At 67.8% G+C, this 21,811-nt stretch carries 22 protein-coding genes and 2 tRNA genes; 8 read left to right on the top strand and 16 right to left on the bottom strand.

All coding sequences use genetic code 11. From position 1 onward, the window contains the following. Window positions 1-21: 21 nt before the first annotated feature. From H490_RS24510 to H490_RS24495, 5 genes are all read right to left on the bottom strand, one after another. Entirely contained in the window at window positions 22-522 is a 501-nt protein-coding gene (locus tag H490_RS24510; RefSeq protein ID WP_031290042.1) for an NUDIX hydrolase, read from the bottom strand. Window positions 523-607: 85 nt separating this feature from the next. After that, window positions 608-1,633, bottom strand: coding sequence for an alpha/beta hydrolase (locus H490_RS24505; protein ID WP_017884114.1), 1,026 nt, complete (start codon window positions 1,631-1,633; stop codon window positions 608-610). 179 nt (window positions 1,634-1,812) lie between these two features. Next, window positions 1,813-2,793: a hypothetical protein gene (locus H490_RS31120; protein ID WP_017884113.1), complete on the bottom strand. Its 981-nt coding sequence runs from the start codon at window positions 2,791-2,793 to the stop codon at window positions 1,813-1,815. Then, entirely contained in the window at window positions 2,790-3,509 is a 720-nt protein-coding gene (locus tag H490_RS24500) for a response regulator transcription factor (RefSeq protein ID WP_017884112.1), read from the bottom strand. Before H490_RS24500 ends, H490_RS31120 begins: the two co-directional genes overlap by 4 nt. Further along, window positions 3,497-4,894, bottom strand: a complete 1,398-nt coding sequence (locus H490_RS24495; RefSeq protein WP_017884111.1) for a sensor histidine kinase — start codon at window positions 4,892-4,894, stop codon at window positions 3,497-3,499. The genes H490_RS24500 and H490_RS24495 overlap by 13 nt, the downstream gene beginning before the upstream one ends. Window positions 4,895-5,007: 113 nt before the next feature. Between H490_RS24495 and H490_RS24490 the strand changes: the two genes are divergently transcribed. Further along, window positions 5,008-5,766 carry a PIG-L deacetylase family protein gene (locus H490_RS24490; protein WP_017884110.1) on the top strand — a complete coding sequence of 253 codons (759 nt, stop codon included), beginning with the start codon at window positions 5,008-5,010 and terminating at the stop codon, window positions 5,764-5,766. 81 nt (window positions 5,767-5,847) lie between these two features. Here the strand turns inward: H490_RS24490 and H490_RS24485 are convergent, their stop codons facing one another. The 11 genes from H490_RS24485 to dnaA form a co-directional block, all read right to left on the bottom strand. After that, window positions 5,848-6,219 (bottom strand): VOC family protein, encoded by a 372-nt coding sequence (locus tag H490_RS24485; protein WP_017884109.1) that lies wholly within the window; start codon window positions 6,217-6,219, stop codon window positions 5,848-5,850. Window positions 6,220-6,318: 99 nt separating this feature from the next. Beyond that, a complete protein-coding gene (locus H490_RS24480; protein WP_017884108.1) occupies window positions 6,319-6,891 on the bottom strand; it encodes a GNAT family N-acetyltransferase in 573 nt (190 codons plus the stop codon). Between the two features lie 94 nt (window positions 6,892-6,985). Beyond that, window positions 6,986-7,061 (bottom strand) — tRNA-Ala (locus H490_RS24475). A 29-nt stretch (window positions 7,062-7,090) separates the two neighbouring features. Beyond that, a tRNA-Ile gene (locus H490_RS24470) sits at window positions 7,091-7,164 on the bottom strand. 97 nt (window positions 7,165-7,261) lie between these two features. Beyond that, complete coding sequence (locus H490_RS24465; protein WP_017884107.1) at window positions 7,262-7,669, bottom strand: DUF3566 domain-containing protein; 408 nt, start codon at window positions 7,667-7,669, stop codon at window positions 7,262-7,264. After that, a complete protein-coding gene (gyrA, locus tag H490_RS24460) occupies window positions 7,662-10,169 on the bottom strand; it encodes a DNA gyrase subunit A (RefSeq protein ID WP_193743407.1) in 2,508 nt (835 codons plus the stop codon). Before gyrA ends, H490_RS24465 begins: the two co-directional genes overlap by 8 nt. 58 nt (window positions 10,170-10,227) lie before the next feature. Then, window positions 10,228-12,225, bottom strand: a complete 1,998-nt coding sequence (gyrB, locus tag H490_RS24455) for a DNA topoisomerase (ATP-hydrolyzing) subunit B (protein ID WP_031290040.1) — start codon at window positions 12,223-12,225, stop codon at window positions 10,228-10,230. 519 nt (window positions 12,226-12,744) lie between these two features. Further along, window positions 12,745-13,074: a DUF721 domain-containing protein gene (locus H490_RS32700; RefSeq protein WP_228407393.1), complete on the bottom strand. Its 330-nt coding sequence runs from the start codon at window positions 13,072-13,074 to the stop codon at window positions 12,745-12,747. A 161-nt stretch (window positions 13,075-13,235) separates the two neighbouring features. Then, window positions 13,236-14,396, bottom strand: coding sequence for a DNA replication/repair protein RecF (gene recF / locus H490_RS24445; RefSeq protein WP_017884103.1), 1,161 nt, complete (start codon window positions 14,394-14,396; stop codon window positions 13,236-13,238). A 12-nt stretch (window positions 14,397-14,408) separates the two neighbouring features. Beyond that, complete coding sequence (dnaN, locus tag H490_RS24440; RefSeq protein WP_017884102.1) at window positions 14,409-15,551, bottom strand: DNA polymerase III subunit beta; 1,143 nt, start codon at window positions 15,549-15,551, stop codon at window positions 14,409-14,411. Between the two features lie 426 nt (window positions 15,552-15,977). Then, entirely contained in the window at window positions 15,978-17,456 is a 1,479-nt protein-coding gene (gene dnaA, locus H490_RS24435) for a chromosomal replication initiator protein DnaA (protein ID WP_416371708.1), read from the bottom strand. Between the two features lie 327 nt (window positions 17,457-17,783). Between dnaA and rpmH the strand changes: the two genes are divergently transcribed. The 7 genes from rpmH to H490_RS24405 all read left to right on the top strand — a co-directional run bounded on the left by rpmH (window position 17,784) and on the right by H490_RS24405 (window position 21,811). Continuing rightward, window positions 17,784-17,921 (top strand): 50S ribosomal protein L34, encoded by a 138-nt coding sequence (gene rpmH / locus H490_RS24430; protein WP_010155609.1) that lies wholly within the window; start codon window positions 17,784-17,786, stop codon window positions 17,919-17,921. Window positions 17,922-17,945: 24 nt separating this feature from the next. Then, window positions 17,946-18,380, top strand: a complete 435-nt coding sequence (rnpA, locus tag H490_RS31705; protein WP_081611644.1) for a ribonuclease P protein component — start codon at window positions 17,946-17,948, stop codon at window positions 18,378-18,380. Beyond that, the gene (yidD, locus tag H490_RS24425) at window positions 18,377-18,685 is read left to right on the top strand and encodes a membrane protein insertion efficiency factor YidD (RefSeq protein WP_017884099.1); all 309 of its coding nucleotides are present in this window, start codon (window positions 18,377-18,379) and stop codon (window positions 18,683-18,685) included. Before rnpA ends, yidD begins: the two co-directional genes overlap by 4 nt. A gap of 5 nt (window positions 18,686-18,690) precedes the next feature. Next, window positions 18,691-19,638 carry a membrane protein insertase YidC gene (yidC, locus tag H490_RS24420; protein WP_017884098.1) on the top strand — a complete coding sequence of 316 codons (948 nt, stop codon included), beginning with the start codon at window positions 18,691-18,693 and terminating at the stop codon, window positions 19,636-19,638. A 7-nt stretch (window positions 19,639-19,645) separates the two neighbouring features. Beyond that, a complete protein-coding gene (locus H490_RS24415; RefSeq protein ID WP_017884097.1) occupies window positions 19,646-20,149 on the top strand; it encodes a protein jag in 504 nt (167 codons plus the stop codon). A 107-nt stretch (window positions 20,150-20,256) separates the two neighbouring features. After that, entirely contained in the window at window positions 20,257-20,901 is a 645-nt protein-coding gene (gene rsmG / locus H490_RS24410) for a 16S rRNA (guanine(527)-N(7))-methyltransferase RsmG (protein ID WP_017884096.1), read from the top strand. Further along, a complete protein-coding gene (locus H490_RS24405) occupies window positions 20,894-21,811 on the top strand; it encodes a ParA family protein (protein ID WP_017884095.1) in 918 nt (305 codons plus the stop codon). Before rsmG ends, H490_RS24405 begins: the two co-directional genes overlap by 8 nt.

Here is a 21,811-nt window from a genome sequence, read left to right as displayed (position 1 = left end):
TCGGCGAGGAGGAGTCGCCCCTCAGCCGCGCGGCTGCTGCTTGCGGGGCTTGCCCGCCTGGCGGCCGCCCTGCTTGCCGCCCGACTTCGCGGGGGCGCGGCGCGCGGTGATGCCGGCCATGCGCATGCCCGTCTGCACGAGCGACAGCGTGCGCAACGACCGGATCTCGCGGATCGCCACCCAGCGCGCCTCGTCGGAGGAGCCGTCGACCTCGTGCTGCAGGGGGCCGTCCTTCACGGAGGCGCGGTACACGATGCGGATCGTGTGGAGTTCGGGGTCGGAGCCCTCGGGCACCTCCTCGCGCACCATCACCCGGGAGTCGACGCCGAGCAGCTTGCCGACGCGGGCCTCGAGCCCGGTCTCCTCGAGCACCTCGCGCACCACCGCGTCGCGGGGATCCTCTCCGCTCTCGAGCCCGCCCCCGGGCAGGGTCCAGCCGTGCAGGTGACCGCGTCGCCAGTGCGTCAGCAGGATCTTGCCGCGGCGTTCCACCACTGCGTAGGCGGCCACTCGAAGATCCATGCTCCGAGCCTAGCCTGTCGCGCTGCGAGCTCCCCCGCGACAGGCTCAGGGGACGGCGGGCCGGCGCGCGCCGAAGGCCGGAATGCTACGGCGTCTGCACGGGTGCAGAGGGGCGGGAGGCGCTCCACCCTCGCAGCCAGCGCTCCAAGCGCTCGTAGGCCACGGCCCGCACCGGCCCGCTCGACAGGAAGACGTCGTGCAGGGCGCCGTCGATACGATCCACGGTCACCGTCGACCCGAGTTTCAACGCGGCCTTCGCGACCTCGTCGACGTCGAGCACCGAGTCGGCTCGCGTGAGCTCCTCGGTCCACTTGAGCGGCATCGCGGTGCGCGCCGAGAGCAGCACCTCCACCGGCTCCGCGATGTCGAGACCGCGACTCACCCGGGCGTGCCCCTCGAGGATCGCCCGCAGCCAGCCGCCCCGCACGGCGTGGGTCCGCTCGGGGCGCCAGGCCGCGTTGACGAGCTCCAGCTCGTCCAGCGGCCCGACCTCGCGCTGGGCGCGCGTGTAGAAGCCGTAGTCGAGTTGCGGGGCGACCTCGCGCGGGTTGGTGCGCGCCCCCAGGTTGAGCAGCGGCATGAGCACCTGGCGGCCGGCACTCGCGAGTTGGAACTCCAGCCACGGGCTGTTCAGCACGAGCGCGTGCGCCCTGCCCGGATGCTCAGCCGCCCAGAGGCTGAGCACGAGGCCGCCGGTCGAGTGCCCGAACAGTATCAGGGGCCTCGGCTCGGGTTCGCCCTCCCCCATCACTTCGAGGGCGGCGTCGACCTCTAAGTGGTAGTCGTCGAGGTTCTCGATGTAACCGGGCGTCTGCCCCTCGCGCAGGCTGCGGCCGTACTTGCGCAGATCCAGCGCGAAGAAGCGAGCGCCGCGGGTCGTCCAGAAGGCCGCGAGATCCCGCTGGAAGAAGTAGTCCGACCAGCCGTGCACGTAGAGCACGTCCACCCCGTCGAGCAGACGTTTCCCGTGAAACATCCGCTCGAACCACGGCCGGTGAGCCGGGGCCGACCTCACGAGCGTCGCGACGATCGGCCCCTCGTCATCGGTGCCGAGTTCGAGATCGGTGCACTCGAACCCCGCACCGAGCACGTCCTCCCGCCACTGCGCCATGCCGTCATTCTACGAGTGGTCCGAGCGCGGCACGCCGACCCTCTCGCCCCGCGCGTCGCCCGCGGGCGATCAGGCGCGCGCGCCCGGCGGCTGCGGGGGCGGAGACGCCAGGAGCCCGCCGTCCCTTCGACATGCTCGGGGGCGGCGGGCTCGGGGACGGCGGGCTCAGAGGCCGCGGCTCAGCGCAGGACCACCTCGGCGAGCGACGACCGCACCTTCACCACGTTCTTCGACTGCTCGCTCGCGGAGAGCCGGTTGTCGATCTTGCCGAGCTCGCCGCGCACGTCGAGCCGGTACTCCCCCTCGGGAAGCCGCACGTCCGCGCTGCCGGCGTCCGCCTGGAGGTCGACGAGCGCCGGGGCGCTGCCGGTCAGCCTGACCACGGCCTCGCCCGCCTCGACCTCGATCTGGGCGTCGCGCACATCGGCCGCCTCCACCTCGGCGCGGCCCGCCTGCACTCCGAGATCGAGTTCGGTCGCCGCGCCCGTGAAGACCAGATTGCCGGCGCTGACCTCGAGGTCGAGATCGGCGAACTCGCCGACGGCCAGCAGCTCGCCCGCCGCAACCCGCAGGTCGCCGCTCAGCCGGCCGCCCTCGCCGAGGCTCGTCGGCAGCGTCAGGGTGACGATCTCGCGGCCGCCGCGCTCGGCGCAGCCGAACAGGCAGCCGCCGGTGCGGGAGCCCTGGGCGCGCTCCACCACCAGCTCGTCGTCATCCTGGCGCATCGTCCACTTGCCGGTGCGGTCGGTGTCGCGCTCCACCACCAGCACGGCCTCGTCGACATCGCCGAACTCGAGCGTGAACGACGACGCGGAGGCCTCGATCTCGAGGCCCGTGATGCCCGTGACGGGTGCGCGCAGCTCTTCCGCGGCGCCCGAGCCGCCCGTCCCGTCGCCGCGGCGCTCCGAGGATCCGCCGGCGGCGACGCCCCCGGAGTCGTAGCCGGGCAGATCGTCGGCGATGTCGTCCATGATCTCGCGGGGCAGGTCGAGCTGATCGGCGAACGGGAGACCCGCCCGCGGTGCGAACGCGCCGAGCACGTTCAGGGTGCTCGACACGGCAGCGCCGAAGAGCACGACTCCGCCCACGACGGCCGCGACGATCGTGATCGTGGTGGCGGCGGACGAGCGGGGCGCGGAGGGCCCGTTGTTGCTGGTCATGAGAATGATCCCGTCTGTGTGTGGGTGGTCGTGTTCGGGTGGCCCGGGGCGGAACCGGTGCCGGGCCCCGCGGTGCTCTCGATGTGCGCGATGGCGGCGAGCACGCGTCGGTTGCCCCCCTCCTCGGCGTCGAGGCCGAGCTTCTGGAAGATCGCGGTGATGTGCTTCTCGACGCTCGCCTCCGAGAGGAAGAGAAGCCCCGCGATGGCCTGGTTGGAGCGACCCTCGGCGAGCGCCGCGAGCACGGTGCGCTCGCGGTCGGTGAGGGAGCGCATGCGGTCGTCCCGGCTGCGGCGGGTGAGCAGTTGCGCCACCACCTCGGGGTCGAGCACCGTCGCGCCCTGGCCGATCCGCTCCACCGAATCGATGAACTCCCCCACGTCGGCGACGCGGTCCTTGAGCAGGTATCCGAAGGCGCCGCCCTGGCCGGCGATCAGATCGCTCGCGTACCGCTCCTCGACATACTGCGAGAGCACCAGCACCGCGAGCCCGGGGCGGGCGCGGCGCAGCTCGAGCGCGGCTCGGATGCCCTCGTCGGTGAATGTCGGAGGCAGTCGCACGTCGAGGATGCAGAGATCCGGATCGGTCTCCCCCACCCGCCCCATCAGCTCGCCGGCGTCAGGCAGCGCGGCGACCACCTCGTGACCGCCGTGCTCCAGCAGCCGCACGAGGCCCTCGCGCAGCAGCACGGAGTCTTCGCAGATCAGGATGCGCATGGCACACTCACCTCCAGGGTGGTCGGCCCGCCCTGCGGGCTGTCGAGTCGGGTGGTGCCGCCGGCGGCGAGCACCCGGTTCATCACGCCGTCGATGCCGCCGCCGGGCAGCACGCTCGCTCCGCCGACGCCGTTGTCCTCGACGCGGGCCCAGAGCGTGTTGCCGTCGCGCACCCGCACCACGACGCGGCACTCGCTGGCCCGCGAGTGCTTCGCGGCGTTGGTGAGCGACTCGGCGATCGCGAAGTAGACGGCGGCTTCGGCGTTGCGGCTGCAGCGCGAGGGCAGGCGCACGTCGAGCTGCACGGGAACGTGGGATCGTGCGGCGAGTGCCGAGAGGGCCGCGTCGAGCCCGCGGTCGTCGAGCACCGAGGCGTAGATGCCGCGCGCCAGCTGGCGCAGCTCGGTGATCGCCGCCTTCGTGGAGGTGTGGGCCTCGGCGACGAGCGCCTTCGCGGCCTCGGGGTCGCTGTCGATCTTCTCCTGGGCGAGTCCCAGGGTCATCCCCACCGACACGAGACGCGGCTGCACGCCGTCGTGGAGATCCCGCTCGATGCGCGTGCGCTCCACATCGGCCGCTCGTACCGCGCTCTCGCGCTGAGCGGTGCTGGTGCGCACCTGCGCGTTGAGCTGCTCCTCCTTCACGTCGGCGCCCACGATGGCGACCGAGATGAGACGGTGCAGCAGGGCGAGACCGACGATGCCGACGGCGCACAGCAGCGCGCTCAGCAGCCCCGGCTGCCACCACACCGAGAAGGTGCGGAAGGCCGAGATCACCGAGTGCACGAGCCCCTGGGCCAGGCCGAGCACCGCGACGCCCATGAGGCTCGCGATGCCGAAGTTGGCGAGTGCGCGCCACATGCGGCCGTCGATCGACTGGCGGCCGAGCGCGCGCAGCCACGCCTTGAAGCCGGGGCCGGACTGTGGCGTCCAGCGCAGCGCGGGGGTCTCGAGGTGGTACAGGCCGCTCACGCGATGCGTCTCGAACCAGGCGATCCCGAACAGCGCGTAGACGAGACCCACCAGCACGACCGCGCCGATGCCGAGCACCAGCAGCAGCCCGAGGCCGGTGCCGAGCGCGCCGAACAGCAGGCCGATCACGGTGAAGCCGACCACGCCGACGGCCGCGAGGTGCAGGATCGTCATGGCGATGCGCAGCGGTGGGCGCCTGGTCTTGGGGGTGGGAGCGGCGGCGGATCCCGGCGCGTTCGGCGCGGCGGGCGGCGGCACCGGGGCTCCGGGCGCCGGCCTGCCGGGTTCCGCGGCGCTCGCGCCCGCGGGCGGATGCGGCAGCCTCTGCGTGGCCTGCTGATCGGCGGCGGGCGGCACGGGGGGCTGCCCGGCGCCCGGCTGCCCCTGCGGCAGCGGCTGTGTCTGTGATGTCATGCCTCTACGCTAGGCCGTGGCTCGCTCACAGCGACACCGAGGGACCCGGAGAGAAGGCTTCCGGTTTTCCCTACCCCTGTTCCGCGCGCGGGATCCATGCCTAGGCTGAGGTCATGGACACCCAGGACGCACCGCAGAGCCCGGCGGCCGAGCCGCCCCTCCCGCCCCTCGACGAGACCGGCATCGGCCGCGTGCTCGTCGTGGTCGCGCATCCCGACGACGCCGAGTACGGCACGTCCGCGGCGGTGGCATCGTGGGTGTCGCGGGGCATCGAGGTGGGCTATCTACTGCTCACCGCGGGCGAGGCCGGCATGCAGCGCCCTCCCGAGGAGGCCGGCCCGTTGCGCGCCCGCGAGCAGCGCGCGGCGTGCGAGACGGTGGGGGTCGAACGGCTCACGATCCTCGACTTCCCCGATGGCGTGCTCGAATACGGGCTCGAGCTGCGCCGAGCGATCGCGCGCGAGATCCGGGCGTTCCGGCCCGACGCGGTGGTCTGCGGATCGGGACAGCTCGAGGTGGCCTGGGGCTTCGACCATGCGGATCACCGCGCAGCGGGCCTCGCCGCGATCGACGCAGCGCGCGACGCCGACAACCGGTGGGTCTTCCCCGAGCTGCTGCACGAGGAGGATCTGGCGCCCTGGAGCGTGCAGCGCCTGCTGCTCACCGGTGCACGGCCGACGCACGCCGTGCCCGTCGACGAGGACGCGGCGCGCCGCGCGATCGCCTCGCTCAGCGCGCACGAGGCCTATCTCGCCGACCTGCCGTGGCACCCGTCGCCCGAGGATCTCGTCACGGGACTGCTCGCCGATCAGGGCCGGAGGGCCGGGCTGCCGCTCGCGGTCGCCTTCGCGGAGCACCGGCTGCGGGAGTAGCGACCGGGATTCGCTTCGCTTCGGGGAGGGTTGAGCCGCGGCTCGACGGCTCGGGGGGTCGTTCGCAGGCGCGGCGGCGGCTCAGTCGAGACGACGGCGCAGCAGGCAGAACTCGTTGCCCTCGGGGTCGAGCAGCACGTGCCACTGCTCCTCCCCCGTCTGCCCGACGTCGGCGAACCGCGCGCCCAGCGCGAGCAGCCGCTCGAGCTCGGCTTGCTGATCCCGATCCGTCGGGTTGAGATCGAAGTGCATGCGCAGCTTGCCCGTCTTCGGCTCATCGGTCGGGCTGAAGATCAGGGTGGGCTGCACGCCGCCGAAGCCGGCCTCGGGGCCGATCTCGATCGCGCCCTCGTCGAGGTCGAGCACCGTGTAGCCCAGCACTTCGCACCAGAAGTCCGCGAGAAGCTGCGGATCCCGGCAGTCGATGATCAGTTCTGAAAGACGGGAGGCCATGCCCGTCACCCTACTCCGCGGCCTCGCCGCACGCATCCGCCTCCCTGCGGTTTCCCCGCGTCGCCGCACGGGGGCGTGCCGGCATCCGCCATCGGAGTACTAGGCCAGCGACTTCCTCATGAGTACGCGAGGGAACCCGTCGAGCACCGACCCCGTGTCGGCCGCCTTCTCGAAGCCGGCGCTCTCGAAAAGACGGCGCGTGCCGACGTACGCCATGGTGAGGTTCACCCGATCGCCCGCATTGTCGACGGGGTAGCCCTCGATCGCGGGAGCGCCGCTCGTGCGGGCGTGGTCGACGGCGCCCGCGATGAGCGCGTGCATGAGGCCCTGCTTGCGGTGGCCGGGGCGCACGCGGAAGCACCACAGCGACCAGACGTCGAGGTCGTCGACGTACGGGATCAGTCGGTTGCCGGCGAAGCTGGTGTCGGCGCGGGGGTGCACTGCGGCCCACCCGACCGGCTCGCCGTCGAGGTAGGCGATCACGCCGGGCGGCGGATCCTGAGCGCACAGTTCCCGCACTCGATCGGCCCGCTCGTGCCCGCGCAGGGCGTTGTTCTCCTTGTTGCCCACCCGGTAACTCAGGCAGAAGCACACGTTCGACGTGGGCTTCTTCGGGCCCACGAGCGCGGCCACGTCTTCGAAGACCGTCGCCGGTCGAACCTGGATCGCCATGGCTTCAGTATGGACCCGAAGGGAGCCCGGCGGAACGGCCCCCTCGCGCAGAAGATCCCCGTCCGATGAACCGGGCGGGGATCTTCTGGATCAGTGGTGGATCCTGGGAGAATCGAACTCCCGACATCCTGCTTGCAAAGCAGGCGCTCTACCAACTGAGCTAAGGACCCGCTGAACAACTCTCTCGGGAGTTATTCGGTGGGGCTACCAGGACTTGAACCTGGGACCTCTTCATTATCAGTGAAGCGCTCTAACCGCCTGAGCTATAGCCCCTTGACCAAGCAATAACTTTATCCGATGCCGGCCGAAATCAGAAATCGAGATCGAACATCGGGCGAGTTGCCGTGGTCGCGCGAGATGATCGCGCCGTCTAGTTGCTGGTGAAGCCCAGCTGGAAGCCGCCCAGCACCCGCACGAGCAGGTTGTAGATGAGCGATCCGATGGCCCCGAGAGCCGTGCCCACGATGGTGTTGAGGATGCCCACCACCACCGAGAAGCCGAGCACCTGCGAGAAGCCGATGAACTTCATCAGGCTGTTGTCCTCGCCGACGATGTCCATGAACAGGGCGTCGACCTGCGAGAAGACGCCGGTCTGCATGAGCACCGTGTAGATGAGGATGGCGGAGACCACGCTCACGATTCCCACGCACAGCGAGATGAGGAACGAGAACTTCACCGCCGACCAGAAGTCGATGTAGACGAGCTTCAGGCGCACCTGCTTCGCCGGGGCCTTCTTGCGGGTCTTCTTTGCCAGCTTGTCGGCGACAGTGTTACTCATTCACGTCTTCCTTGTTCTCAGCGTTCTCGGTGCCCAGGGACTCGGACTCTTCGTCGTCGAGCCCGCGCTCCGTGTTTCGCGCGATGCCAATGATACGGTCCCGCTCTGGGAATCTTGCAAAGACGACCCCCATGGTGTTGCGGCCCTTCGCCGGCACCTCGGCCACCGCCGACCGCACGACCTTACCGCTGGCGAGCACCGCGAGCACCTCGTCCGTCTCCTCCACGATGAGCGCGCCGACCAGGTCGCCGCGGTTCTCGTCGAGCTTCGCCACCTTGATGCCGTAGCCGCCACGGTTCTGCACGCGGTACTCGTCGACCGCGGTGCGCTTCGCGTACCCGCCCTCGGTGACGACGAACACGTAGCCCTCGACGCCGTTGATACGGGAGGCCGACAGCAGCGAGTCGCCGTCTCGGAAGTTCATGCCCCGCACGCCGCTCGTCGAACGTCCCATCGGTCGAAGTGCCTGATCAGAGGCGGTGAATCGCACCGACATACCGTGCTTCGACACGAGCAGCACGTCGTCGCTCGACTCGGCGATGAGCGCCGAGACGAGCTCGTCGCCCTCGCGCAGCTTGATGGCGATGATGCCGCCCGTGCGGTTGGTGTCGTACTCGGGGAGCGCGGTCTTCTTCACGAGGCCGTCGCGGGTGGCGAGCACGAGGTAGCCGGCGGCCTCGAAGTCGCGCACGTCGAGGATCTGCGTGACGGTCTCGTCGGGAGCGAGCGCCAGCAGGTTCGCGAGGTGCTGTCCCTTGGAGTCGCGGCCGCCCTCGGGCACCTCGTAGGTCTTCGCCCGGTAGACGCGGCCGGTGTTCGTGAAGAACAGCAGCCAGTGATGCGTCGTCGTCACGAAGAAGTGCTCGATGATGTCATCGGCGCGCAGCTGCGCGCCCTTCACGCCCTTGCCGCCGCGATGCTGCGATCGGTAGTTGTCGATGCGCGTGCGCTTCACGTAGCCGCCGCGCGTGACGGTCACGACCATCTCTTCTTCGGGGATCAGGTCCTCCATCGACATGTCGCCGTCGAAGCCGTGCAGGATCGTGGTGCGCCGCTCGTCGCCGTACTTGTTGACGAGCTCCGTGAGCTCGGAGACGACGATGCCGCGCTGCTCGCTCGGGGAGGCCAGGATGGCCTGGTACTCGGCGATCTGAGCCTCGAGCTTGGCGGCCAGGTCGAGGATCTTCTGACGCTCGAGCGCCGCGAGGCGGCGCAGCTGCAGGCCGAGGATCGCATCCGCCTGGATCTGATCGACGCCGAGCAGTCCCATGAGGCCCTCACGCGCCTCCTCCACGGTGGGCGAGCGCCGGATCAGTGCGATGACTTCGTCGAGCGCGTCGAGCGCCTTGAGGTAGCCGCGCTGGATGTGTGCCTCGGCCTCCGCCTTGCGCAGGCGGAACTCGGTGCGGCGCACGATCACCTCGACCTGGTGCCTGGCCCAGGTGGTGATGAAGCCGTCGAGTGCGAGCGTGCGGGGCACGCCGTCGACGATCGCGAGCATGTTCGCGCCGAAGTTCTCCTGCAACTGCGTGTGCTTGTACAGGTTGTTGAGCACGACCTTCGCGATCGCATCGCGCTTGAGCACGATCACGAGGCGCTGGCCGGTGCGGCCGCTGGTCTCGTCGCGGATGTCCGCGATGCCCTGCACCTTGTTGTCCTTGACCAGGTCGGCGATCTTCACCGCGAGGTTGTCGGGGTTGACCTGATAGGGCAGCTCGGTGACGACGAGGCAGGTGCGGCCCTGGATCTCCTCGATGTTGACCACGGCGCGCATGGTGATCGAGCCGCGGCCCGTGCGGTACGCCTCGCGGATGCCCTTGGAGCCGAGAATCTGGGCGCCCGTCGGGAAGTCGGGGCCGTGCACGCGCTCCATGAGCGCCTCGAGCAGTTCGTCCCGGCTGGCCTCGGGGTGCTCGAGGTGCCAGATGGCGGCCTCGGAGACCTCGCGCAGATTGTGCGGCGGGATGTTCGTGGCCATGCCGACCGCGATGCCGACGGAGCCGTTGACGAGCAGGTTCGGGAACCGGCTCGTGAGCACGGTCGGCTCCTGCGTGCGGCCGTCGTAGTTGTCCTGGAAATCGACGGTGTCTTCGTCGATGTCGCGCACCATCTCCATGGCGAGCGGCGACATCTTCGTCTCGGTGTATCGGTGCGCGGCGGCGCCGTCATTGCCGGGCGAGCCGAAGTTGCCCTGGCCGAGCGCCAGCGGGTAGCGCAGGGACCACGGCTGCACGAGGCGCACGAGCGAGTCGTAGACCGCGCTGTCGCCGTGCGGATGGAACTGACCCATCACGTCGCCGATGACACGGGTGCACTTCGAGAACGCCTTGTCGGGACGATAGCCGCCGTCGTACATCGTGTAGATGACTCGGCGGTGCACCGGCTTCAGGCCGTCGCGCACATCGGGAAGCGCGCGACCCACGATCACGCTCATCGCGTAGTCGAGGTACGAGCGCTGCATCTCGAGCTGCAGATCGACCTGATCGATGCGGCCGTGCATGGCCGGCTGCTGCTCGACCGGCTCGTCGGCCTCGGTCTCGGTCTCGGGGATGTTGTTCTCAGATGTCAAGGAAGCGCACGTCCTTCGCGTTCTGCTGGATGAAGCCGCGGCGCGCCTCGACATCCTCGCCCATGAGCGTGGCGAAGATCTCGTCGGCCGCCGCGGCGTCCTCCATCGTGACCTGCAGCAGCGTGCGGGTCTCGGGGTTCATGGTGGTCTCCCACAGCTCTTCGTGGTTCATCTCGCCGAGACCCTTGTAGCGCTGCACACCGCTCTCCTTCACGAGACGGCGGCCGTTCTCGGATCCCGCAGTGAGCCGGGCATCGCGCTCGGCATCGCTGTACACGTACTCGTGCTCGGCGTTCGCCCACTTGATGCGGTAGAGCGGCGGCTGGGCGAGATACACGTAACCGAGGTCGATCAGGGGCCGCATGTAGCGGAAGAGCAGCGTGAGCAGCAGCGTGGTGATGTGCTGGCCGTCGACGTCGGCGTCGGCCATGAGCACGATCTTGTGGTACCGCGCCTTCTCCGGGTCGAACTCCTCGCCGATGCCGGCGCCGAAGGCGGTGATCATGGCCTGCACCTCGGCGTTGTTGAGGGCGCGGTCGAGGCGAGCCTTCTCAACGTTCAGGATCTTGCCGCGAAGCGGCAGGATGGCCTGGGTATGGGGATTGCGCCCGGTCTTCGCCGAGCCGCCCGCCGAATCGCCCTCCACGATGAAGATCTCGGAGACGCTCGGATCCTTGCTGGTGCAGTCGGAGAGCTTGCCCGGCATGCCGCCGGACTCGAGCAGACCCTTGCGGCGCGCGGTCTCGCGCGCCTTGCGCGCCGCGAGTCGCGCGGTGGCCGCCTGGATCGACTTGCGAATGATGTCCTTCGCCGGCCCGGGATTGCGCTCGAACCAGTCGCCGAGCTGATCGCCCACGACCTTCTGCACGAAGGCCTTGGCCTCGGTGTTGCCGAGCTTGGTCTTCGTCTGACCCTCGAACTGAGGTTCGCCGAGCTTCACCGAGATGACCGCGGTGAGGCCCTCGCGCACGTCGTCACCGGAGAGGTTGTCGTCCTTCTCGCGCAGGATGTTCTTCTCGCGGGCGTAGCGGTTGACGAGCGTGGTCAACGCTGCGCGGAAGCCCTCCTCGTGCGTACCGCCCTCGTGCGTGTTGATCGTGTTCGCGTAGGTGTGCACACTCTCGGTGTATGCCGTGGTCCACTGCATCGCGACCTCGACCGCGATCTTGCGCTCGGTGTCCTCCGACTCGAAGGAGATGATCTGCTCGTTCACCACATCGGCGCGCTTGGTCGCGTTGAGGTGCTGAACGTAGTCCTCGATGCCCCTCTCGTAGAGGAACTCGTCATGGGGCGCCGGCGGCGCGACGAGTTCGCCCTCCGCGTTCTCCTCGGGCTCCTGCGGACGCAGATCGGTGAGGATGATCTTGAGGCCCTTGTTGAGGAACGCCATCTGCTGGAACCGGGTGCGCAGCGTCTGATAATCGAACTCGACGGTCTCGAAGATCTCGGCGCTCGGCCAGAAGGTGATGGTGGTGCCGGTCTCGTCGCTCGGCTCGCCCTGCGCGAGCGGGGCATCGGGCACGCTGCCGCTGAACGACATGTTCCACGTGAAACCTTGACGCTTGACCTCGACTGCGAAGCGGCTCGAGAGAGCGTTCACCACCGAGGAACCGACACCATGCAGGCCGCCGGAGACGGCGTAGCCGCCGCCGCCGAACTTGCCTCCGGCGTGCAGCACGGTGAGCACCACCTCGACGGTCGACTTCGACGGATCCGACGAGTGGGGATCGACGGGGATGCCTCGGCCGTTGTCGACGACGCGCACTCCCCCGTCTTCGAGGATCGTCACGTCGATGGTGTCGCAGAACCCGGCCAGCGCCTCGTCGACAGAGTTGTCGACGATCTCGTAGACGAGGTGGTGCAGACCCCGTGGGCCCGTGGAGCCGATGTACATACCAGGACGCTTGCGTACTGCCTCGAGGCCCTCGAGCACCTGGATTGCACCGGCGCCGTAGTCTTCCGCAGCCGCGGCCTGTTCTGAACTCATGCCTTCAATGATCCTTTTCCGGCCCTCTCGGCGCGTTTTTGCGCCCAGGACACTTCCGCACACCAGCTTATCAAGCGCAGCCCGAGAAAAGGCCCGCGACGGGCCTCAGAAGGCTATTTCTCGACGTGGATCGCCCCTGGTCGAATCACACAGCCGTCAACGGAGGCTCGGGGCGCGCGGAAGCACCCGAAAAATGGCCGCGCTGAGCCGACCGGCGAAGCGGCATGTGCCGGACAGCTGACCCCCGCCGCCCAATCGAACGCGCATCCAGCCAACCGGCATGAACTCCGCGCCCTCGCCTCACAGAAGTTTATCGGAGAAGCTGCCGGTGGTGCGAGAAATATCGAGGCGCGGTCTGTCCCAGAGGGCCGCTCAGGCCGGCGAGCCATCGAGACCGCACCGTCCCGGGTTGAAACGCATCGACCGCGCGGGCGGCACTCGTCGCCACCGAGGCGCGGCACGCCGGGTTCTCACATCGATGCGGCGAACACACGCACGGCTCCGATCCGGGGTTCTTCGTCACCCATAGGTGTCCCGTGGACCGCGCCCCTTGACCGTTCGGGGGCCGTGCCGCCAGCTGGGTGCCCCCGGCGCGAGGAACCGCAGATCCCGCACCTCGGCATCGGGATAGTCTCGCAGCAGACGCGTCAGCATCTCGGCTCGCAGACGCCGCAGTTCCGTGGCCCAGGTGGTGGAGTCGCACTGCACCTGCAGCACGCCATTACTGATACCGAGCACGGTGGTGTGCTCGGCCGTGGCCTCCCCCGCGAACTCCGGCCACTCCGCGACCAGGCGAGCCTGCTCGAGCTCGATGCTCCAGCCCATGTCACTCGCCATGACCGTGAGCACCTCGCCGAGCGCACGCGGATCGCGCCCCCCACCGAAGGGTCGCCCACCCGGCGAGTCGTCGTCCTGGTGCCTCCGGTTGCGCCGACGTGCGGGCACGCCGCGCCAGATGGATTTCGCACGCAGATAGGACTCGGTTGCGAAACCACCGCTTCCTGTCTGCGTCACCGCTCCCCCTCGAGGATTCTGCCCGCCTCGATGCGGACCCGATGCCAGGCTACTCCGTCGGGCACGTCATCCTCCACTGCCGCGGTCACGATGACCTGCTCGAAGTCGCTCACCGCAGACATGAGCCGTTCTCGTCGGCGCGCATCGAGTTCCGCGAAGACGTCGTCGAGAATGATCACCGGATCACCCGCCGGAGACTCTGCCCGAAGCACCGACGCGAGCGCCATCTTCAGCGAGAGCGCGAACGACCAGGACTCGCCGTGGCTTGCATAACCCTTCACCGGAAGATCGTTGAGACTCAAGACGAGATCGTCTCGGTGGGGTCCGACGAGCGTGACTCCCCGCTCGAGCTCTCGTACGCGAACAGCCTGAAGCGCCGCGCGAAACTGTTCGGCAAGTGTTTCACGTGAAACGTCGGCGAGTTGCTCGATTGCCAGTGTTTCACGTGAAACGTCACCCAGTGCCGCACCCACCGACTCCTGCAGCGTCAATATCGGACCGTGATCCTGATCCACCAGCGACCGATATCCGGCGCGCAGCGGCGCGCCGAGATCCCGCACGAGTTCACGGCGAGCCAGAATGATCTGAGTGCCGTACTCGATGAGCTGATCATCCCAGATGCTCAGGGTAGATTCGATCGCTCCGCTCCCGCGACGCGCCGATTTGAGCAGCGATGTGCGCTGTCGCACCACTCGTTCATAGTCGCTGAGCGCTCCCGCAGCGACCGGATGCCGCGACACGAGCGCATCATCGAGGAAGCGTCGGCGTCCTGAGGGCTCTCCACGAACGATTCCCAGGTCCTCGGGCATGAACGAGACGGACGAGAACCATCTCGTCACCTCCCGCGGACGCACGGAGTTGCGATTCACCTGGGCACGGTTCGGCCGATCCCGATTCAACTGCAGCTCGAGCAGCACGTCGCGCTCCGCAGCCTGGACTCGCAGGCGTGCGATCGCGGATTCCGCTCCGGCACGGATCAGCGGTGCGTCACCGGTTGCGCGGTGCGATCGAAGCATCGCGAAGTAGGCGATCGCCTCGACCAGATTCGTCTTGCCCTGCCCGTTGCGCCCGACGAGAAGATTCGGGCCCGCTGCCAGTTCGAGCTCCGCGGTCGCGTAGTTGCGGAAGTCTCCGAGCGAGAGATGCGCGACCCGCATCGCTCCCCTCCCCTATCGAAGCAGCAGGTTCGGCTGCAGCAGGTAGCGGAAGCTCTCCTCGTCGGCGTCGTCCTTGCTCCGCTGGCTCGTGATGAGCACGGGGCCGGGCTTGCCCGGGTTGTCGGTGCGGGTGAAGGCGATACGCGCGAACTCGGAGTGCGTCGAGCGCAACCCGTCGAGCAGGAACTGCGGCTTGAGCGATACCACCATCTCCTCGCCGACGAGGTGAGCATCGACGGTCTCGACGGCCTGGGCGGACTCGGTGCCGGCGGCCTCGAGAGTGACGGTGCCCTCGGCGAACGAGAACCGCAGAGCGGCCTCTCGCTCGAGCACCAGACCGACACGACCGACCGCCTCGACCAGCTCGGAGGTGTTGATCACGGAGTAGTTGTCGACGCTCGTCGGGAACAGGCGGCCCACCGGCGGGTAGTTGCCCTTGATCAGCAGCGAGGTCACGGTCTTCGACCCGCCCGTGAAGGCGATGAGTTCGCGCTCATCGTCTTTGATGATCGACACCTGCACCTGACCATCGCCGGAGAAAGTCTTGCCGACTTCGGTGACGATCTTCGACGGCACCAGGGCGCTGAGATCGCTCTGCCCGCTCTGGTTCTCCCAGTCGATGCTGCGCGTGGCGACGCGATAGCGATCGGTGGCGGTGAGCGTCAGGGAGTTCTCACTCACCTCGAACTGCACACCCGTGATGACCGGGGTGACGTCGTCCTTCGACGCGGCGAGCGACACCTGAGCGATCGCGTCCGCGAAGAGATCCGCCGGCACCGATCCGGAGACGGAGTCGACCTGCGGAACCTGCGGGTACTCCTCCACGGGCATTGCGGGAAGGCGGAACGACGCCGATCCGCAGCGCACCTCGACACGATTCTCGACGAGGGAAAGTTCTACGTCGGCGTGAGGAAGGCGCTGAGCGATCTCGCTGAGCAGGCGGCCCGAGACGAGCGCGCGGCCCGCCTCCGACACCTCGGCGGTGACACTCGTGCGAGCCGACACCTCGTAGTCGAAGGATGAGACGGTGAGCTGGTCGCCCTCGGCCTCGATGAGAGCCCCGCTCAGAAGGGGTTGGGTGGGGCGCTGCGGAAGCAGCTTCACTGCGAACGACACGGCGTCGCTGAACACGTCGCGGTTGACGGTGAATCGCATCTGGCTTCCCTCCCACGCGCACGAGTGTGCGTGAATCTCATCGGTTCACAATCTTTGCATACTCGGAGCCCACTGGCATCCGCGGGCTTCGTGTGACAGCGGGGTGCAGCTGAGAACGCCGAGCGGTCCGCGTGATCGAGTGCCCGTTAACAAGAATTGGGATGTTAACAGTGTTAACAGCTGTGGAAACTGTGGATAACTCTCACAAGGCCAGTGTTTCGTAGAGAACTACACCTCTGTGAGTTGTTGGCAGACCGTGGACTACTGGGGATCGGCGGAATGACGCGGAATTCCTGTCATTCACCTGTTTCCACAGGAGCGGCGATCTCCTCCACAGATTCGCGCGACTTCTCCCCATCTATTCACAGGGCCGTGGAAAGTTGTGGATAACATCGCCGGCCGTGACCGGCGGAACCGACTCCCGGATCAGTGCGATCCCTGCTTGATGCGGGTGGTCAACTCGGTCACCTGGTTGTAGATCGATCGCCGCTCCGCGATGAGCTGCGAGATCTTCTTGTGGGCGTACATCACGGTCGTGTGGTCGCGCCCGCCGAACAGCTGTCCGATCTTCGGCAGCGAGAGCGGGGTCAGCTCACGACAGAGGTACATCGCGATCTGCCGAGCGGTGGCGATCTGCTGCGCCCGGGTGGGGCCGTACAGATCGTCGATCGAGAGGTCGAAGTACTCGGCGGTGCGACTGATGATGTCCGAAGGCTGCACCTCGTTGTCGGCGTCGAGGGTGATGAGATCCTTCAGCACCGTGTGCACGAGCTGCATGTCGATGCGCTGCTGGTTGAGGCTGGCGTAGGCCGTGACCCGGATGAGGGTGCCCTCGAGCTCGCGGATGTTCGACGAGAACTTGCTCGCGATGAACTCGAGGATGCTGTGATCGATCTCGAGACTCTCGCGCTGCGCCTTCTTGCGCAGGATCGCGATGCGGGTCTCGAGGTCGGGCGCCTGGATGTCGGTGAGCAGACCCCACTCGAAGCGCGACAGCATGCGCTCCTCGAAGCCGCGCAGCTGCTTCGGCTGCACGTCGCTCGTGATGACCACCTGCTTGTTGTGGTCGTGCAGCGTGTTGAAAGTGTGGAAGAACGCCTCCTGCGTTTCGACCTTGTCCTCGAGGAACTGGATGTCGTCGACGAGCAAGATGTCGACGCTGCGGTAGCGGGCGTGGAAGGCCGCTCCCTGGTTGTTGGCGATCGAGTTGATGAAGTCGTTGGTGAAGTCCTCGGAGCTCACGTACCGCACGCGCACGCTGGGGAAGAGCTCGCGCGCGTAGTGGCCGATCGCGTGCAGCAGGTGGGTCTTGCCCAGCCCCGAGTCGCCGTAGATGAAGAGCGGATTGTAGGCGCGGGCCGGCGCCTCGGCCACCGCGACCGCCGCTGCGTGGGCGAAGCGGTTCGACTGGCCGATGACGAAGCTGTCGAAACCGTACTTCTCGTTGAGACGGCTGTCGACCTGGTCTTCGACGCCGTGACGGCTGCGCGGCTCGGCGACGGGGCGCACGCTGTCGTGCCGGGTGGGCGCGGTGGTGTGCAGGCCGGGATCGGTGTCGCCGCCCTGGAAGGGAGCCGGCGCGGTCGCGGTGGCATGCGAAGCCGGTTCGGGATCGGGATCGAGCGCCGGGTGGGCGTCCTCGTCGACGATGACCACGAAGTTCTCGATCTGCTGCGCCTCGGGGATGCCCGCGATGGCGTTCATGATCGCGGGTCGGAGACGGTTCTCGAGGAGCTTGAGGGTGAATTCGAGCTGCACCGCGAGGTAGAGGGTGCCTGCGGCGATGCCGCGGGGAACTGCGAGCGCCAGCTGCGCGCCGACGGCCGGCCCGACCGTGGGATCGCCCATGACGGTCTGGGTGACTCGGCCCCAGACTTCCTGCAGTTCGTCGTCTGTCACGCGGATACTCGGTTCGGTCTCGTAGCTGGAAGAGGAGATGTTATGCCCAGCTTTATCCACAGCCTGACGCGCGTGGAGGCCCGAGATTACTGGCGAGTTCAGGACCGGACGAACACCTGCGCCCACGTTAGTCACAGATTTGTCCACAGGCAAGTCCGAAAACCCCTGGGCGATGCGCGGTGGGGAACCCCGCGAATCGGCTTTGACTGCGGCGCGGTTTGGGCGTAAAGTGATTACCTTGTATGGGCGGCAGCCATTGCAGCCCTGCCCAATTCCGACTTCCTCGACGCCTGCGAGCTTCGGGGATCTGTTCCATAAGTCACGGAGTCTTTCATGAGCAAGCGTACTTTCCAGCCCAACAACCGCCGTCGCGCCAAGGTGCACGGCTTCCGCGCTCGCATGCGCACGCGTGCCGGCCGCGCCATCGTCGCGGCTCGTCGCGGCAAGGGCCGCTCGAAGCTCACCGCGTAATCGTCTTCTGCTCCCTGGCCGATCGTGCCTGCCAAGCGGCATCGCGTCACCCGGGGTGAGGATTATCGGTTCGCCGTGCGAACCGGACGCCGCGTGGGTGGTGCGTACTGCATCACCCACGCGGTTTTGCGTTCTCCGACCGGTCGGCTCGATGCCTCCTCGCAGGCCGGCGCGCCGGCCGGGGGCGGCGAGCGCGCAGAAGGGTCGGATCCGGTTCCCCCCGCCCGCTTCGGGTTCATCATCTCGAAGGCCGTCGGAAACGCGGTGACCCGCAATCTGGTGCGTCGTCGGATGAAGAGTGTGGTGGAGCGCCGCATCCGCAGTGGCATACGGGGCGTCGACGTGGTCTTCCGGGCGCTGCCTGCGGCGGCGGGTGCGCCGTTCTCCGAGCTCGAGCGCGAGATGAATCGAGCGCTCGACCGCGTCGAGCGCGAGCTCGTCGCCGGGGAGCAGCGATGAGGCGCGCGGCCTACGAACTCTGGTTCCTGCCTCGGAACCTGATGATCGGCGTCATGCACCTCTACCGCCGCTTCATCTCGCCGCTCTACGGCCAGGTGTGCAGGTATTATCCATCGTGTTCCCGGTACGCTGTGGAGGCGTATCAACTGCGCGGCTTTCTCGTCGGATCGCTCATGACGATCTGGCGCTTGCTGCGCTGCAACCCGTTCAGCCCCGGCGGTGTCGATGATGTTTCGCCCGGGCGGCGCCAGAACTTCTTCATCAATCAGCGCGGCTTCGTCCGCCCCATCGAGCGAAAGGCCTGATCCCGGTGGACTTCTTCGAAACGATACTCTGGCCGCTTCGTTGGCTCGTCGAGCTGGTGCTGTGGGCGTGGCACTGGCTCTTCACCGCGGTGGGCATGGATCCGGCCTCGGGTGTGACCTGGGTGCTGTCGATCATCGGCCTCGTGGTCGTGGTGCGCTCGGCGCTCATCCCGGTGATGGTGCGGCAGATCAAGTCGCAGCGCCGCATGATGGAGATCGCGCCCGAGCTGAAGAAGGTTCAGGACAAGTACCGGGGCAAGAAGGATCAGTTCTCGCGCGAGGCGATGAGCCGTGAGACCATGGCGCTGTACAAGAAGCACGGCACCAATCCGTTCGCATCGTGCCTGCCGATCCTCATCCAGATGCCCATCTTCTTCTCGCTCTTCTACGTGCTGCGTCACGCGGCTGAGAACAAGACCGGCATCGGCTTCATGACGCAGGATCTGACCGAGAGCTTCAACGCGGCGTCGATCTTCGGCGCTCCGCTCAAGATGACCTTCACGCAGGGCTGGGAGACCGGCAACTGGATGGTCGTCGCGCTGCTCGGCGCGATCATGGTGCTGATGATCGCCTCGCAGTTCTTCACCCAGCTGCAGATCATGTCGAAGAACGTCTCGGATGAGACGAAGAACTCGCCGATGTACCGCCAGCAGAAGATCCTGCTCTACATCATCCCCTTCGCGTTCCTGTTCTCGGGCGTCGCGTTCCCTCTCGCGCTCAACATCTACTGGTTCTCGTCGAACCTGTGGACGATGGGTCAGCAGTTCATCGTGATCCGCAGCATGCCGACCCCGGGCAGCGACGCCTGGCGGGCGCGTCAGGCCCGCCTGAAGGCGAAGGGTAAGCTGACCGACGACGAGGTGCGCGCGCTCGAGGTCTCCGAGCAGCCGAAGCCGCAGGGTCAGCGTCAGCAGCCGGTCAGCGCGAAGCGCGCCAAGAAGAAGAAAAAGTGAGGTCACTGTGAGCACTGACGAGGCAACCGCCGACCGCGTGCACGAGGATCCGGCCCTCGAGGAGCTGGAGGCCGACGGCGATCTCGCGGCCGACTACATCGAGGGCTTGCTCGATATCGCTGATCTCGACGGTGACATCGACATCGATGTCGCGAACGGTCGTGCGTACGTGTCGGTGACCGGAGGCGGCACCGATCTCGACAAGCTCGCGGCACCCGACACCGTACAGGCGCTGCAGGATCTCACGCGGCTCGCGGTGCAGGCGAAGACCGGCCGCTTCTCCCGACTCATCATCGACGTGGGCGGCTCGCGCGACGCGCGCGCCGTCGAGCTCAAGCGCATGGTCGACGCCGCGATCGCTCAGATCGCCGCGGGCCGAGATCGGGTCGAGCTCGAGCCGATGTCGTCGTACGAGCGCAAGCTCGTGCACGACGACGTGGCGGAGCGAGGCTTCTTCTCCGAGTCGCGCGGTGAGGGCAAGGATCGCCGACTCGTCATCAGCCGGGGTTGAGCGACGCGGGTGCGCGTTTCACGTGAAACGCGCACCCGACGGACCACCGCTCGCGCCGGTCCGCCGGCCGACTCATCACTGGACACACGAACGCGAAGGAGGGCGCGGTGAGCGAGACTCAGGTCGAAGCGGAACCGGGCGCCGCGGCGCAGATCGCCGGCGACCGCGTCGGCGCGCTGCGCGAGTTCGCGCGGGATCTCGGCGAGCGCGGTGAAGAGCTCGGCCTGATCGGCCCGCTCGAGCCGCCGCGCCTCTGGACGCGTCACCTGCTGAACAGTGCGATCCTCGCTCCCCTCATCTCCGCGGGATCCCGTGTCGCCGACATCGGTACGGGCGGAGGCATGCCCGGCCTCGTGCTCGCGATCGTGCGCCCCGACGCGGCCTTCCGTCTGATCGAGCCGATGGAGCGCCGGTGCAACTGGCTGAACGAGCAGGTCGAGCGTCTCGGCCTCGACAACGTCGAGGTGCTGCGGGGTCGGGCCGAGGAGTATCACGGCGCGTTCGAGGTCGATCAGGTCACCGCCCGAGCGGTCACCGCGCTGCGCAAGCTCGTGCCCCTCACCGCTCCCCTGCTGCGTGACGGCGGCGAGATGCTGTTCCTCAAGGGCGCCTCGGTGCAGAACGAGATCGACGCGGCCGAGAAGGTGCTGCGCAAGCACCGCGTGCGCGACATCTCGGTCGAAGAACTCGGGGCCGGGCGGCTCGCCGAGACCACCCGCGTATTTCGAGCTAAAATCGGTACTCATGGCTGAAGCGGAGAAGACGCTCGTCGGCGACCACCTCGTCGACAAGATCCGACGACGCCGCAAACTGGCCGAGACGGTCTCGCCCCTGCCCGACGCACCGCGCGTGATCACGGTGTCGAATCAGAAGGGCGGCGTCGGCAAGACCACGACCACCGTCAATCTCGCCTCGGCTCTCGCGCGACGCGGAGCGCGGGTGCTCGTGATCGATCTCGACCCCCAGGGCAACGCTTCGACGGCTCTCGGGGTGCCCCACCGCCCCGAGGTCACGAGCGTCTACGACGTGCTGCTGGGCGACAGCAGCATCGAGGACGCGCTGCAGCCGACCACCGACCATGAGAACCTCTTCTGCGTGCCGTCGACCATCAACCTCGCGGGCGCCGAGATCGAGCTCGTATCGCTCGTGGCCCGCGAGCAGCGTCTCCGCACGGCCCTGCAGGCGTTCCTCGCGGAGCCCGAGAACACGTACCACTACGTCTTCATCGACTGCCCGCCCTCGCTCGGGCTGCTCACCGTCAACGCCTTCGTCGCCGCCGACGAGGTGCTGATCCCGATCCAGTGCGAGTACTACGCCCTCGAGGGTCTGAGCCAGCTGCTCGGCAACATCCAACTCATTCAGAAGCACCTCAACCCGGGGCTCGCCATCTCCACGATCCTGCTCACGATGTACGACGCGCGCACGAATCTCGCGCAGGAGGTCGCCGGTGAGGTGCGCTCGCACTTCCCGGAGCAGGTGCTCGCGGCCGTGATCCCGAGATCGGTGCGCATCTCGGAGGCGCCGAGCTACGGGCAGACGGTGCACGCCTATGACGGAGGGTCCATCGGTGCGCTGGCGTACCTGGAGGCCGCCGCCGAGATGGCGGAGCGAGGCGCGGAGGCTCCGCACGGAGCCGACACACATGAAGACGGAGAGGCGTAA

It is taken from the genome of Leucobacter sp. UCD-THU (genome assembly GCF_000349545.1).
Taxonomy (GTDB): domain Bacteria; phylum Actinomycetota; class Actinomycetes; order Actinomycetales; family Microbacteriaceae; genus Leucobacter; species Leucobacter muris.
Note: the sequence above shows the minus strand (reverse complement) of the source record. Positions and strands in the feature narration are given on the sequence as shown.